11 protein-coding genes are annotated in these 15,135 nt (G+C 71.0%); 5 read left to right on the top strand and 6 right to left on the bottom strand.

Annotated elements, in window-relative coordinates:
• Positions 1–105: 105 nt before the first annotated feature.
• The 5 genes from P9K36_RS10900 to P9K36_RS10880 all read left to right on the top strand — a co-directional run bounded on the left by P9K36_RS10900 (position 106) and on the right by P9K36_RS10880 (position 7,891).
• A complete protein-coding gene (locus P9K36_RS10900) occupies positions 106–1,875 on the top strand; it encodes a flavodoxin domain-containing protein (protein ID WP_043756960.1) in 1,770 nt (589 codons plus the stop codon).
• A 263-nt stretch (positions 1,876–2,138) separates the two neighbouring features.
• Positions 2,139–3,971, top strand: coding sequence for an NADPH-dependent assimilatory sulfite reductase hemoprotein subunit (locus tag P9K36_RS10895; RefSeq protein ID WP_278307092.1), 1,833 nt, complete (start codon positions 2,139–2,141; stop codon positions 3,969–3,971).
• A gap of 389 nt (positions 3,972–4,360) precedes the next feature.
• Entirely contained in the window at positions 4,361–4,660 is a 300-nt protein-coding gene (locus P9K36_RS10890) for a hypothetical protein (RefSeq protein ID WP_347568056.1), read from the top strand.
• Positions 4,657–5,295 carry a TetR/AcrR family transcriptional regulator gene (locus tag P9K36_RS10885; protein WP_278307090.1) on the top strand — a complete coding sequence of 213 codons (639 nt, stop codon included), beginning with the start codon at positions 4,657–4,659 and terminating at the stop codon, positions 5,293–5,295. The genes P9K36_RS10890 and P9K36_RS10885 overlap by 4 nt, the downstream gene beginning before the upstream one ends.
• A gap of 418 nt (positions 5,296–5,713) precedes the next feature.
• Complete coding sequence (locus P9K36_RS10880; RefSeq protein WP_043756949.1) at positions 5,714–7,891, top strand: TonB-dependent siderophore receptor; 2,178 nt, start codon at positions 5,714–5,716, stop codon at positions 7,889–7,891.
• Between the two features lie 183 nt (positions 7,892–8,074).
• On the opposite strand, the gene P9K36_RS10875 is transcribed toward P9K36_RS10880, so the two are convergent.
• From P9K36_RS10875 to P9K36_RS10850, 6 genes are all read right to left on the bottom strand, one after another.
• Entirely contained in the window at positions 8,075–9,283 is a 1,209-nt protein-coding gene (locus P9K36_RS10875; RefSeq protein WP_043756946.1) for a PepSY-associated TM helix domain-containing protein, read from the bottom strand.
• 71 nt (positions 9,284–9,354) lie between these two features.
• Positions 9,355–10,923: a galactarate dehydratase gene (gene garD, locus P9K36_RS10870; RefSeq protein WP_051975940.1), complete on the bottom strand. Its 1,569-nt coding sequence runs from the start codon at positions 10,921–10,923 to the stop codon at positions 9,355–9,357.
• Between the two features lie 44 nt (positions 10,924–10,967).
• Entirely contained in the window at positions 10,968–11,855 is an 888-nt protein-coding gene (locus P9K36_RS10865) for a 2-hydroxy-3-oxopropionate reductase (RefSeq protein WP_043379506.1), read from the bottom strand.
• Positions 11,856–11,879: 24 nt separating this feature from the next.
• Positions 11,880–12,644: an HpcH/HpaI aldolase/citrate lyase family protein gene (locus P9K36_RS10860; protein ID WP_278307088.1), complete on the bottom strand. Its 765-nt coding sequence runs from the start codon at positions 12,642–12,644 to the stop codon at positions 11,880–11,882.
• A 134-nt stretch (positions 12,645–12,778) separates the two neighbouring features.
• Positions 12,779–13,669: a LysR family transcriptional regulator gene (locus P9K36_RS10855; protein WP_043379508.1), complete on the bottom strand. Its 891-nt coding sequence runs from the start codon at positions 13,667–13,669 to the stop codon at positions 12,779–12,781.
• A 141-nt stretch (positions 13,670–13,810) separates the two neighbouring features.
• Complete coding sequence (locus tag P9K36_RS10850) at positions 13,811–14,902, bottom strand: branched-chain amino acid ABC transporter substrate-binding protein (protein WP_244447781.1); 1,092 nt, start codon at positions 14,900–14,902, stop codon at positions 13,811–13,813.
• Positions 14,903–15,135 lie beyond the last annotated feature (233 nt).

Here is a 15,135-nt window from a genome sequence, read left to right as displayed (position 1 = left end):
CTTTTTTCGCAGTGCAGCGAATGTGATGTTCTCGTCTCCGCCCGTTCTGCAAAAAGAACGTTTCTTGATTGACACGGGCCGCGCAGGCCCCGACATGGTCTCGTAATGTCCCGCCAGAACCTCCTCCCGCGCACCGCCCCGTTCGGGGACGGCGAGCGCGCCAGCCTCGATGCGGTGCTCGGCGCCGCGAGCCCCACGCAGCGCGCATGGCTGGCCGGCTTCCTGGCGGGCCTCGACGCCGCCGGTGGCCAGCCCGCCGCTTTGCCGGCCGCGCCGCCCAAGGCCGCCGCGCCGCTGACGGTGATCTACGCGAGCGAATCGGGGAATTCCGAAGCGCTCGCCGGCACCGTCGCGAAGCTCGCGCGCAAGCAGGGCTTCAAGCCGAAGGTGGTGGATTTCGCCGATCTCGACATCGCGACCCTGCCCAAGGCCGGCAAGCTCGTCGCCATCGCGGCCACCTGGGGCGAGGGCGAGCCGCCGGCCCGGGCCGTGCGGGCCTATGGCGAGCTGATGGGGGAGGGCGCCCCGCGCCTCGACGGCGTCGAGTTCGCGGTGCTGGCGCTCGGCGACACCTCCTACGCGGAGTTCTGCGCCATCGGGAAGGCCCTCGACGAACGCTTCGAGGCGCTGGGAGGCAAGCGCGCCGCGGAGCGGGCCGACCTCGACCTCGACTTCGAGAAGCCGGCGGCCGACTGGATCAAGGGCGCGCTCAAGGCGCTCGCCCCGGCGGAGCAGCCCGACAACGTCGTGGCGGTGGACTTCGCCCGCGCCGGCACCGGCGAGGAGGACGACGCCGAGCCGAGCCGCGAGCCCGTGGTGGTCGAGGTCGTCGAGCACGTGAACCTCAATTCCTCGCGCTCCGACAAGGAGACGATCCACCTCGCCCTCGCCTTCGAGGAGGGCGCCCCGGCCTACGAGCCGGGCGATTCGCTGGAAATCTTCCCTGAGAACGACCCGCAGCTCGTGGACGAGATCCTCAACGCCGCCGGGCTCTCGGGTGACGAGGCCCTGCGCAAGGCGCTGCTGGCCGAGCGGGACATCACCACGCTGTCGGCCGCCACGGTCGAGCGTTTCGTCAAGGCCACCGGCCACACGCAGGCGCAGACGCTCATCGACAGCGGCGAGGCCAAGGCCTGGATCGAGGGGCGGCACCTGATCGACCTGCTGGAGACTTACCCGGCCAAGCTCACGGCCGAGCATCTCGGCACCATCACCCGGCCGCTGCCGCCGCGGGCCTACTCGATCGCCTCCTCGCGCAAGGAGGTGGGCGACGAGGTCCACCTCGCCATCGCGGCGGTGCGCTACGAGACCCACGGCCGCGCCCGCTCGGGGGTCGCCTCGGTCCACGTGGCCGACCGGATCCGCGACGGCGCCAAGCTGCGGGTGCGGCTGAAGCCGAACCGCCACTTCCGCCTGCCGCAGGACCCGGCCACCGACATCATCATGGTCGGCCCCGGCACCGGCGTCGCGCCGTTCCGCGCCTTCGTGCAGGAGCGCCGGGCGATCGAGGCCCCCGGGCGGTCGTGGCTGTTCTTCGGCGACCGGCACTTCACCCACGACTTCCTGTACCAGCTCGAGTGGCAGGACGCCCTGGAGGACGGGTCGCTCACGAAGATCGACGTGGCCTTCTCGCGGGACCAGCCGGAAAAGGTCTACGTGCAGGACCGGATCACCCAGCACGCGCAGGAGTTGGTCTCCTGGCTGGATGGGGGCGCCCATCTCTACGTCTGCGGCGATGCCAAGAACATGGCCAAGGACGTGCGGGCCGCGGTGGTGGGCGCGTACCAGACCGTGAAGAACCTGAGCGCCGCCGACGCGGAGACCCAGGTCGCGGCTTTGGAGCGCGGTCACCGCTACCAGCAGGACGTGTACTAACGGACCGGCCTTCCGAGGCCGCAGGATCGAGATTGGAGCGGAGCAGGACGGGGCGCGGGTCCCCTCTCCCGTGCGGGAGAGGGACAGGGTGAGGGATCCAGGTCTTTCCGGAGAGGGCGCATCCCTCTCCCCGACCCTCTCCCGCACGGGAGAGTGGGGACCGTCGCGGCTCCCGCCCTTCCCGTGAACCGGCACGCGTTCCGCTCGGCACCCACCCCTGACGCGTGGGGTGGGAGACGCGTTCAGACAGACGGATTCACCCCATGGACGACCACAGCCCCCGCGACGCCGCCGAGACCCCGACCCCGGCCAAGCGCGTCTACGAGACCCCGCCGACCGACCGGCCGATCACCGATGCCGAGGCCGCCCGCGCGGCCCAGCTCGCGGCGAACGAGCACATCAAGATCGCCAGCGGCTACCTCCGCGGCACGCTCGCGGACGGCCTCCTGAAGCACGCCACGGGGGCGATCTCGGAGGATGACGGGCAGCTCGTGAAGTTCCACGGGATGTACCTGCAGGACGACCGCGACCTGCGCCCCGAGCGGACCAAGAAGAAGCTCGACAAGGCCTACAGCTTCATGATCCGCCTGCGCATCGCGGGCGGCGTCATCACCCCGAAGCAGTGGCTGATCCTCGACGACATCGCCCGGACCTACGCGGGCGGGGCGCTGCGGGCGACCACGCGCCAGACCTTCCAGTACCACGGCGTGATCAAGTCGAACCTGAAGCGCACGATGGCGGCGATCGACGGCGCGCTCCTCGACACGATCGCGGCCTGCGGCGACGTCAACCGCAACGTCATGGCGGCGACGAACCCGGCGCAGACCGGCGCCCACAAGGCCGCCTACCAGCTCGCCAAGGACATCTCCGACTCGCTGCTGCCCAAGACCAGCGCGTGGCGGGAGATCTGGCTCGACGGCGAGCGCGTGGTCGGCGGCGAGGACGCGGCCGAGGTCGAGCCGGTCTATGGCCGGACCTACCTGCCGCGGAAGTTCAAGACGGTCGTGGCGGTGCCGCCCTCCAACGAGGTCGACATCTTCGCCCACGACCTCGGCTTCATCGCGATCCTGGACAAGAAGAACCAGGTGACGGGCTGGAACGTGACGGTGGGCGGCGGCATGGGCATGACCCACGGCGAGCCCGACACCTTCCCGCGCACCGCCGACGTGATGGGCTTCGTGAAGCCGGAGGACGCCCTCAAGGTCGCCGAGGCCGTGATGACGGTCCAGCGCGACTGGGGCAACCGCAAGAACCGCAAGAACGCACGCCTCAAGTACACGATCGAGCGCTACGGGCTCGACGCCTTCCGGGCCGAGGTGGAGAAGCGGATCGGCCAGAAGCTCGGCGCGCCCAAACCCTTCACCTTCACCAACAACGGCGACCGCTACGGCTGGGTCGAGGGCGACGACGGCCGCCATCACCTGACCCTCTACGTGCCCTCGGGCCGGATCAAGGACATCGAGGGCGGGCCGCAATTCCTCTCGGGCCTGCGGCGCATCGCCGAGGTGCACGAGGGCGATTTCCGCCTCACCGGCAACCAGAACGTGATCATCGCCAACGTGCCGGCGGAGAAGCGCGCCGAGATCGACGCGCTCGTCGACGAATACGGCCTGACCCGGGGCGCGGGCGCGCTGCGGCGCAACTCGCTCGCCTGCGTGGCCCTGCCGACCTGCGGCCTCGCGCTGGCCGAGAGCGAGCGCTACCTGCCGGACCTGATGACCGAGCTGGAGGAGAGCCTCGCGTCCCATGGGCTGGCCGAGGAGGAGATCACGATCCGCTCCACCGGCTGCCCGAACGGCTGTGCCCGGCCGTTCATCTCCGAGATCGGCCTCGTGGGCCGCGGCCCCGAGCGCTACCACCTCTATCTCGGCGCCGCCCACGACGGCTCGCGCCTGAGCAAGCTCTACAAGGAGGACGTCGCGGCCTCCGAGATCCGCAGCACCCTCGATCCGCTGTTTGCCGACTACGCGAAGGGTCGGCAACCGGGCGAGCATTTCGGCGACTACCTGATCCGCGCCGGCCACGTGGCCCGGACCACCAACGGCCCGGACTTCCACGAGCGGACCGGCGCCCTCAAGCCGGCCACCCTCGGCTGACGGCAGGCCTCGCGCGTCCGGGACGGAGCTCCCGGACGCGCCGAGACCGCGACACGGCGGCGGCCGCGGATCGCGGGTTCCAGCCCGGCTCCGGCATGACCGGATCCACCACGACTAATTCTGCGCCCCCGATCCCGAGCCGCCGGAGCGCGGCGAAAGAGATCGGCGCCCCGGAGCGGCGTCCCGCCCGCGCACCGGTCCGAACCGCCGCTCCGGCATACCCTGCACCGGCGTCGAAGACCCGGCGGCGATCGCGCCCTCCCTCCCGACGAACCGCAGGCATCGGCGGCAGGCCGTCCTTCGTCCGCTGCACGACCTCGACGAGAATGAACGTTCATTGACATGAGAATGAACGTTCATTATACGGGTGAAGCCAACAGGAGCGCATGATGGCTCTCACCCTCGAAGGCCGCTGGTCCGATCTTGATGCCGAGCGTTTCGGCGCCCGCGGCCCGGGCGCTCTCGCCCAGCTCCGCACCGTCTGCACCCCCGCCAACCTAACCTTCGGCGCCGTCCTGGCCCTCGCCTGGCTGGCGCTGATCGGCTGGACCGGGGCCGGCCCGGACGGCTGGCAGGCCCGGATCTGCGCGGACCTGCATCAGGGACCGCAATCCTGCACCGTCGCCAGCCTGGGCAAGGATCAGAGCCGCATCACGCCGGTGGCCGTCGCCGTGCAGCCGGGGCAGTGACCGCCGCGGCGGACGGACTTGCGGAGGCCCGCGTCGGGCCCTCCGCCCGGCGCGAGCACATTCTCGACGCCGCCGAAGCCTGCTTCACGCGCAACGGCTTCCATCGCACCACCATGCAGGACCTCGCCCGCGAGGCCGCGATGAGCCCGGGCAACTTCTACCGCTACTTCGAATCCAAGGAGGCCCTGGTCCTCGGGCTGGTCGAGCGTGAGCGCGAGCGCGGCACGCTCCTGGTCGCCGAGATGGACGGCAGCAGTGACCCGCGCGGGACGTTGCTGGGCCTCATCGCCCGCTACTTCATGTCGATCACCCGCGAAGCCGCGGCCCTGCGGGTGGAAATCTGGTCGGAATCGACGCGCAATCCGGCCATCGCCGCCATGACGGTGCAGACCGAAGCCGAGAGCCGGGACTGGTTCGTGGCGACCTTGTCGGCGCTCGCCACCACGCCGGCTTGCGATCCGGCGGCACTTTACGCGCTCCTCGCGCCTCTGATGAAGGGGATCGTCGTGAGCCGCGCCGCGCTGCCCGATTACGACGTCGCCGGGGCGGTCACCCAGATCCACCAGCTCCTCCATGCCGGGCTCGACGGCCGCCTGCCGTGCCCGGCGGATGCGCGTTCGCCTGCGGGCCTCTGATCCGCGCCCGGCGCGATCGCTGCGTCCGCGCCGGACGACGTGACGGCGCACGGGAGGCTGTCGCTGCCCACGGGGCCGAGGACAGTCGCTTCCGATCGCGCGCCGAAACCGGCGCGCGGTACGCCGGCCGGCTCGCAATCCCCCCCTCTTGCGGGCCGGCCGGTCGTGTCCGCTGCTGCCGGCGCCCTCAACCCGCACGCGATTCGGGTTCAACACCGCAACTGTATACACGCACAAGTAGGCACACTGGAGGAGTTTTAATATATCGCCCCGCGATTCGTGCCATTTCAGCCACATTCCCACGACGGATGCGTGTCCCGGCGCCCTAGATGCGCATCGCTGTTGAGATGATCGGGCCGATCCATTCTAGGAGTGCTGAATCGCGCTGGCGCTTCACTCCTGAGAACGATTGTAAACTATGCTTTCTGGGCGGATCGACGAGGTCGATGGCACGCGCCGTCTCCGCGAGTACTTGAGTTTCGCCCATACGGGACTTGCGACGGCCATTCTGGTCCTGTCTTCGACGGCTGTTCACGCGCAGGCGGAGACCGACGAGGTCGCCCTCTCCGAACTCAGCGTGACCGGCACCGGGCCAGCGGCGGAGCGGGCCGGTGGACCGGTCGTCGGCTACCGGGCCACGCGCTCGGCCACCGCCACCCGGACCGACACGCCCCTGCGCGACACGCCGCAATCGGTGCAGGTGGTGCCGCGCGACGTGCTGGTCGACCAGCAGGACATCCGGTTGAGCGACGCGCTGCAGAACGTCAGCAGCGTGCAGCCCGGGGGCACGATCCAGGGCCGGAGCGACACCTTCATCATCCGCGGCTTCAGGACCCAGACCTACGCCATCGATGGCGTCCTCCTGAATCAGGCCGGCAACTTCTCCTCGGTGACCCGGGATCTCGCCGACGTGGAGCGGATCGAGGTGCTCAAGGGCCCGGCCTCGGTCCTGTACGGGCGCGGCGATCCGGGCGGCCTGATCAACATCGTCACCCGGCAGCCGACGCTGATGCCGTCCGGCGACATCAACCTGCAGGCCGGCAGCTTCGGCTTCCGGCGGGTGCAGGGCTCGGTCTCGAGCGCGATCGAGGGCGTGGAGGGCTTGTCCGGGCGGCTCAGCTTCGCCGCCCAGTCGGACCCGACCTTCCGCAACTTCTACGGCCGCGACAATGCCCGCACCTTCGTGGCCCCGGCCTTCGCGTGGACTCCGACCCCGGACACGCGCGTCACGTTCCTCGGCGAGTTCACCCGGGTCGACAACCAGTACGACGAGGGCCTCGTCGCCCGGAACGGCCGCGTGCCCCTGGACAATGTCGCGCGCTACTACGGCGAGCCGTTCTCCCGCTACAACGGCAGCGCCAATTTCGGCCTGCTCAAGGTCGAGCACGACCTCAATGCCAACATCACCCTGCGCGAGGTGCTCAACGCGCAGTGGGGCGGCTTCGATTTATTGGCCACCCGAGCCATCGGTCTCACCAACCGCAACACCCAGGTGACCCGGCGGGAGACTGCGGTCTACTCGACCTACGCGGCCGTCGACAGCCAGACCGAGATGGTGGCGAAGTTCGACCTCCTCGGCTTCCGGCACACGGTGCTCACCGGGGTCGAGTACACGAACGGCTACCGGCGCGCTTACCAGACGCAGAGCACGAACTTCCCGTCGGTCAGCTTCCTCAACCCGGTCCCGGGATCCCCGATCGTCGGCCTCCAGTTCCAGTCCGATCTGAAGCAGAAGAACGCGCTGACCGGCCTCTACGTGCAGGACCAGATCGATCTCGGTCTCGGCCTGCAGATGCTGGTCGGTGTCCGCTACGATACGGGCACCCAGTACTATTTCAGCCGCGTCCCGACCTCGCGCACCATCCCGCCCGAGCAGCAATTGTCCGGCATCTCGCCGCGGGTCGGCCTGATCTACCGGCCGGTGGAGCCGCTGACGCTCTATGCGAGCTACGCGACCTCGTTCAAGCCGCAGACGGACAACGTCTACAACGCCGTCAATCCGCGTCCCGAGACCGGCGAGCTCTACGAGGTCGGAAGCCGGCTCGATCTCAACCCGGACCTGACCCTGTCGACGGCAGCCTTCCGCATCATCCGCAACAACGTTTCGGCCGCCGACCCGGTCAACACGGGCTTCTCGGTGATCACCGGGCAGCAGCGCTCCCAAGGCGTGGAGGCCGACCTCGCCGGACAGGTCTTGCCCGGCTGGAAGGTCATCGGCGGCATCAGCGTCCTCGACGCGCGGATCACGAAGGACACCACCTTCGCGGTGGGCAACCGGCTGGTCGGGGCGCCGGCCTTCAGCGGCAGCATCTGGTCCACCTACCAGTTCCAGGAAGGCTTCCTGCTCGGCTGGAACGTCGGGGCCGGGATCACCTATGTCGGGCGCCGCGCCGGCGACCTGAACAACAGCTACTCGGTGGGCGGCTACGCCCGGCTCGACGCGGCCGTGTTCTACGACTTCAGCGAGCACGCCCGGTTCTCGATCAATGCCCGGAACCTGACCGACCGCCGCTACATCGAGCAGCCGTTCAACCAGTTCAACAACCTCCCCGGCGCGCCGCTCTCCGTGCTGGCGACGATCACCGCCCGGCTCTGAGCCGGGCCGCCGCCTCGCGAAGGCGGCGGCCTCGTCGCGTCAGCGGTGGCTCGCGTCGCCGTCATGCACGCGCGGAGCGCGGCAATCCGGGACAGCGCCCCGCCGATCGGCCGCGCGCTGCCCTGATCCCTCCTCGCCGCACGCAGAACGCCGGGGGCGGCCGAAGGCCATGCCGGCACCGTCTCAGGGGCTCACCGCACGGACGGCCACCGCGGGCGCCTCGGGCTCGGCGGCCCTGCGCCGGGCACCGGCGCGGCGGCGCAGGACGTAGAGGGTCAGGCCGGTGGCCGCGAAACCCGGCATGGCCAGGGCCGCGAGGCAGAACAGCAGAGCGACGAGATCGCCGAAGAAGCGGCCGCGATGCACCTCCAGGATGTTGTCCAGGAGACGCCGGCCCAGCGGCGCATCGGTGGCGCGCTCGGAGGCCAGCAGGGCGCCCGTGAGGGGATCGTAGCGCTCCTCGTTGCGGGCGCTCGGCGCATCGACGCCCTTGGGCAGCCAGCGGATCCGGATCGCCTTCGTGTCGGCCCCCGGCAGGGTCAGGACCGCTGTCCCGGCGGCGTCACCGGTCCGCGCGCGGAAATCCGCCCAGGCGCGGTCGACGGCCGCGCCGCCATCGGCCCCGGCATCGACCGGGCGTCCGGCAGCCTTGCTCCCGGCCGGTCGCGCAGGCTTCCCCGCGTCCGGAGCGCCCGCGAGCAGCCGCGTGGCGCCGTCCTTGAACGACGGGTAGGACCATGTCAGGCCGCTGAGCGCGATGACCAGGTAGACGGGCAGCAGCCACGTCCCGACCACGGCGTGCAGCGACCACCAGCGCGGCCGGCCGGGGCGCGACAGGGCCGGCTTCAGCCAGATCCGCCAGCGATGGATCCTGGGCCAGCGCAGGTAGAGACCCGTCCCGAGGAAAGCCAGCAGCGCCAGGGTGCAGGCGCCCGTGATCGTGCGGCCCCAGCCCTTGGACCCGCCGGGGAGCAGCAGCCAGCGGTGCAGGTCCCGCACCGTGGTGAAGGCCCCCTCCAGCCGCACCGGGCCGAGCAGGGTGCCGTCGTAGGGATCGGCATAGGCGGCGGGCGGCCGCGCGCGGGTCTCGGGATCGCGGGCGAAGCGGACATGGACGCTGGCGCGCGGATCGTCCGACAGGGTCAGCACGTTGGCGATACGCCCCCCCGCCTGCGCGTCGATCCGCGCCGCGAGGGTCGCGGGAGACAGCGCCGTCCGCGCGCCGGGCGTGACCTCCAGCCGGTCGCGGTTGGCGAAGGCGGTCAGCGCCTCCTCGTAGCTCATCAGCGCCCCGGTCAGGCCCATCAGGGCGAGGACGAGACCGGCGGTGAGGCCAAGCGCCCAGTGCAGGCGGAAGAGCAGGGTCCGGAGGGAGGGAATCGGCAGCGTCATGGCAATGCCGGCTGCCTAGCAGAACGCGGCCACGCTGACGACGCCGCAGGGCGCATGCCCCCCGGCCGCCCTCAGGTGATCGGCGCCGGGTTGAACAGGGTCAGATCGTTGAACAGCCCCCACCGGTCGGACCAGGGGCGCTTGCGCCCGCTCGCCACGTCGAGGATCAGGTGGAACAGCTCCCAGCCGACCTCCTCGATCGTGGCCGCGCCGGTGGCGATGCGGCCGGCATCCAGGTCGATCAGATCGGACCAGCGCTCGGCGAGTTCCGTCCGGGTCGCGACCTTGATCACCGGGGCCTGGCTGAGCCCGTAGGGCGTGCCGCGCCCGGTGGAGAAGACCTGGACGGTCATCCCCGAGGCGAGCTGCAGCGTGCCGCAGACGAAGTCGCTCGCCGGGGTCGCGGCGAAGATCAGGCCCTTCTCGCGGACGCGCTCCCCCGGCGCCAGGACCCCGGAGATCGCGCTCGTGCCCGATTTGGCGACCGAGCCCAAAGCCTTCTCGACGATGTTGTTGAGGCCGCCCTTCTTGTTGCCCGGCGACGGGTTGGCCCGCCGGTCGGCCTCGCCCTTGGCGAGGTAGGCGTCGTACCACGCCATTTCGCGGATCAGCGCCTCGGCGACCTCCGGCGTCTTGGCGCGCGGGGTCAGGAGGTGGATCGCGTCGCGCACCTCGGTCACCTCCGAGAACATCACGGTGGCGCCGCAGCGCACCAGCAGGTCGGCCGCGAAGCCGAGCGCCGGGTTGGCGGTCACCCCCGAGAAGGCGTCGCTGCCGCCGCATTGCAGGCCGACCACGAGGTCCGAGGCCGGGCAGGTCTCGCGGGTCCGGCGGTTCAGCTCCGCGAGGCGCGCCTCGGCCATCGCCAGGATGCTGTCGATCATGGCCGAGAAGCCGTGATGGCGCTCGTCCTGCAGCCGAACCACCCCGTCGCCGGCGGCGCCGTTGTCGGGCAGGAGGCGCTCCGAGACGAGCTTCTCGCAGCCGAGGCCGACGACCATGACCGCGCCGCCGAAATTCGGGTTCTGCGCGAGGCTCTGGAGCGTCCGGATCGGCACCACCGCCTCGGGGGCGTTGATGGCGACGCCGCAGCCATAGGCGTGGGTCAGGCCGACCACGTCGTCGACGTTGGGGTAGCGCGGCAGCAGCTCCTGCTTGATCCGCCGGATCGCCACGTCGAGGGTGCCGGCGACGCATTGCACGCTGATCGAGATCGCCAGGATGTTCTTGGTGCCCACCGACCCGTCCGGGTTGCGGTAGCCCTCGAAGGTGTAGCCCTCGAGCGAGGGCAGGGGGGCCGGCACGCGGGTGGCCATCTCCAGGGCGTCGAGGGCGGGGGGGACCGGCGTCGCGACGCGGGATTCCTCGACCCAGGCGCCCCGCGGGATCGCCTGCGTGGCGAGACCTACCACCTCGCCGTAGCGGCGGACCGCCCCGCCCTCCGGGATGTCGGTGAGGGCGACCTTGTGGCCCTGCGGCACGAACTCGACGAGCTCCAGCCCGTCCGGGAAGACCGTGCCGGCCGGCAGCCCGAAGGCGTTGACCACGATGGCGACGTTGTCGTCGGGGCTCAGGCGGATCGTGCGCGGCACGTCGCCGGCGGCGGGCGGGCGGGTCGGGGCTTCGATCTCGGCCTGCATCGGAGGCTCCTTCCGTGACGCGCCCGTCCGGGCTTCTGGCGTGATCAGGCGGCGGCGCCGACGGCGTGGTTCGCCAGGGCCTCGAGCGCCTTCACCATCGCCGAATGGTCCCAGGCCGCGCCGCCCTGCGCCACGCAGGCCGAGAACAGCTGCTGGGCCAAAGCCGTGGCGGGCAGGCTGAGGCCCAGCGTCCGGGCTCCATCAAGGGCGAGGTTGAGGTCCTTCTGGTGCAGGCCGATGCGGAAGCCGGGATCGAAGGTCCGCTCGATCATCCGCGCGCCGTGCAGCTCCAGGATGCGCGAGGTGGCCAGCCCGCCGGTGATCGCCTGCCGCACCTTGGCGGGGTCGGCGCCGGCCTTCGAGGCGAAGAGCAGCCCCTCGGCCACCGCCTCGATCGTCAGGGCGACGATGATCTGGTTGGCCACCTTGGCGACCTGGCCCGCGCCGACCGGGCCGACATGGGTCACGGTCTTGCCCATCGCCTCGAAGAGCGGCCGGGCGCGCTCAAAAGCCTCCGGCTCGCCGCCGACCATGATCGAGAGCGCGGCGTTCTTCGCTCCGACCTCGCCGCCGGAGACCGGCGCGTCGAGATAGGCGCCGCCCCGCTCGGCGATCCGGGCGGCGAAATCCTTGGTGGCCAGCGGCGCGATCGAGCTCATGTCGATCACGGTCTTGCCGGGGGACAGGCCTTCGGCCACGCCGTCGGCGCCGAACAGGACCTGCTCCACGTCCGGTGTGTCGGGCAGCATCAGGATGATCGTGTCGGCGCGCTCGGCCACCGCGGCCGCCGTGGCGCAGGCGGTGCCGCCCGCGGCAAGCAGCGCTTCGGGCACGCTGCGCCGGGTCTTGAGGAACAGGCTGTGGCCCGCCGCGATCAAGTGTCCGGCCATGGGCGCGCCCATGATGCCGAGGCCGATGAATCCGATGTTCATGCGTGTCGATCCCGGTTGCGGTGTTCAGGCGCGGAAGCGGGCGGCCAGCGCCTCGGAGCCGCGGGCGAGCAGCCCCATGTCGGAGCCCACCGCGGTGAAGCGGGTGCCGGCGGCGATGTAGCGGCGGGCCAGCTCCTCGCTCGGCGTGAGGATGCCGGCATGCTTGCCGGCCCGGACGATCCGCGCGACCGCCGCCTCGATGGTGGCGACCACCTCCGGGTGGCCCTGCTGGCCGACATGGCCGAGGCTGGTGGAGAGGTCGCCGGGCCCGATGAACACGCCGTCCACGCCCTCGACGGCGGCGATCGCGTCCAGATTGTCGAGGGCGCGGCGGGACTCGACCTGCACCGCCACGAAGATCTCGGCCTCGCAGCGGGTGTGGTAGTCCTTGATCCGGCCGAACCGGGCGGCGCGGGGCGCCTGCGAGAAGCCGCGGATGCCGCGGGGCGCGTAGCGCGTCGCCGCGACCACCCGGGCGGCCTGCTCGGCATCGTCGATGTTGGGGATCATCAGCGACTGCGCGCCGGCATCGAGGATGCGCTTGATGGTGATCGGGTCGTCGCTCGGCACCCGCACCATCGGGTGCGTGTCGCCCTCCATCATGGCCTGGAGCTGGGCGTAGATGTCCCGGAGGTCGTTGGCCGAGTGCTCCATGTCGAGGAGCAGCCAGTCGAACCCGGCCCCGGCGACCACCTCGGTGGAGATCGGGCTCGCGAGGCTGCACCACAGGCCGACCTGCTGGCGCCCCTCGGCGAGGGCCGCCTTGAAGCGGTTGGTGAGGCTGTCCATCACGATCCTCCCTGGGCGCGCACGCGTCGCGGCGTCTGCGCGCCGTCCGCCCCATCACGCGCAGCCTTCCGGTGCGAGGTCAAAGCCAAACACTGGATCGATCGATGCCGAACATGCATCAATCGGAGGCCCCGTCAGGGTGGGGGCATCTCGGCCAGGATCGAGACCAGCCGGGCGATCAGCGGAGCGTCCGCATCGCGCCGCCACGCGAGGAGGAGTTCCACCGGGCGCGGGGCAGGCAGGGCGAGCGGCCGGAACACCACGCCCTCGAAGCGCAGGCGCTCGGCGGCGGCCGGCACCAGGGCGATGCCGAGCGCCGCCCGGACGAGGGCCAGGATCGAGTGGATCTGCGTCAGCTGCTGGACCATCGGGGGCTGGATCTCGGCCTCGGCGAGCAGGCCGAGGACGAGGTCGTGGAAGTAGCGCGCCTCGTTGGGCGCGTAGCCGATGAGCGGCTCGCGCCCGAGATCGGCGGGGGTGAGCCCGTCGCGCAGGGCCAGGGGGTTCCCGGCCGGCAGGGCCACCACGAGGGGCTCGGCCAGCGCCCGGACGGCGATCAGGTCCGGATGCGTCACCGGCGGCCGCACCAGCGCGGCGTCGATCCGGCCGGCGAGGAGTTCCTCGATCTGATCCTTGCTGACCATCTCGCGCAACGCGAGCGTCACGTCCGGCAGCGCCCGCCGCAACGCGGTGACGAGGCGCGGCAGGAAGTCGTAGGCCGAGGCCGCCGTGAAGCCGAACTTGAGGACGCCCGCGCGCCCCGCCGCCACCTGCCGGGTGACGTGGGTCGCGGTCTCGGCCAGCCGCAGGATGCGCTGCGCCTCGGGCAGGAAGCTGCGGCCGGCGGCGGTCAGCCGGACGGTGCGGCTGGTGCGCTCCAGGAGCTGCACGTCGAGGACGCGCTCCAGAACCTGGATCTGCCGCGACAGCGGCGGCTGCGTCATGTTCAGCCGGGCGGCCGCGCGCCCGAAATGCAGCTCCTCCGCCACGGCGGCGAAGCACCGGAGCTGGCTGAAATCGAACATGAAGGCTCCCTCTTCCGGACCGCGGCGCAGTCGGGCGGGAGCATAAGGCCGTCGCGGCGGCTGCGTTGAGAGGGCCGCCCTCATCCAATTAGCTGAGGCGGCGGCCTCCGGCCCCGACCGGCCTACGGGGTCACCTCGTGCCTACGGGGCCACCTCGTGCCCGGTATAGTCGATCCGGCCGTCCGGCCCCTTGGTCCACGCGTAGATGACGTAGTCGGGCCGGGTGAGGTCGCCCTTCCTGTCGTAGGCGATCGGCCCGACCACCGTGTCCACCGGCTTGCCCTGGTGCAGCCAGTCGGCGAGCGCTTTCCCGTCGCTGGAGCCCGTCTCGGCCATGGCCTTGGCCAGGACCTGCACGGCCGCGTAGGCGTAGAGCGTGTAGGCCTCGGGATCGATGCCCCGGGCGTTGAAGGCCGCCACCACGCCCTTGGCGTTCGGGTTCTTGCGGGCGTCCGGCGCGAAGGTCATCAGGGTCCCGGCCGCGCCCGGACCGGCGATCTGGACGAATTCCTTGTCGGGGATGGCGTCGCCGCTCATCATGCGGGCGGCGAGGCCCTGATCGCGCATCTGCCGGATGATCAGCCCGGCCTCGGTGTGCACGCCGCCGAAATAGACGACGTCGACATTGGCCGACTTCATCTTGGAGACGAGGGCCGCGTAGTCCTTCTCGCCCGGGTTGATGCCCTCGTACAGCACCTCCTTGCCGCCCTTGGCCCGGAACGCCTTCAGCGTCTCGTCGGCCAGCCCCTTGCCGTAGGGCGTCTTGTCGTGGACGAAGGCGATCTTCTGGCCCGGGAAGTGCGCGGCCAGATAGCTGCCCGCCACCGCGCCCTGCTGGTCGTCGCGGCTGCAGGTGCGGAACGTGTTCCACATCCCGCGCTCGGTGAACTTCACGCTCGTGGAGGCCGGGGTGACCTGGATGATGCCGGCGTCGAGGTAGACGTCGGAGGCCGGGATCGTGACGCCGGAATTGTAGTCGCCGACGACCATCTTCACGCCGTCGCTGGCGAACTTGTTGGCCACCGAGACGCCCTGCTTCGGGTCGGAGGCGTCGTCGCCGACCGTGACCGTCAGCGTCCTCCCCTTCAGCGTGCCCGCCTTGTTGAGGTCTTCGACCGCCTGGCTCACGCCGTTCCGGATCTGGGCGCCGAAGGCCGCGTTCGGCCCGGTCATGGGCGCGGCGACGCCGATCTTCACCGGCGCGCCGCCCTCCTGCCCCTGCGCCGCGGTCATGAACAGCAGCCCGGCCAGGCCGGCCCTCAGTAATTGCGTCATCGTTCCCCCGGATGCGGCCGATCAGATCGCCGACGAACGCTGAGTTCGGACAGATCAACGTGCATCGCCGCGCGTCGAGTCGCAGATCATCCAGACCGATCCTGTCGCTCACCTTGCGCAGGGTCAAGTTTTCCGGGGCGGGCCCGGATGGTCCCGGGCCGGGCGCGCCGCGGGGCCGGCGGACGGGTCCT

The organism is Methylobacterium sp. 391_Methyba4 (genome assembly GCF_029691625.1).
GTDB lineage: Bacteria > Pseudomonadota > Alphaproteobacteria > Rhizobiales > Beijerinckiaceae > Methylobacterium > Methylobacterium fujisawaense.
The sequence above is the reverse complement of the archived record's forward strand: the minus strand, read 5'-3'. Positions and strand labels throughout refer to the sequence as shown.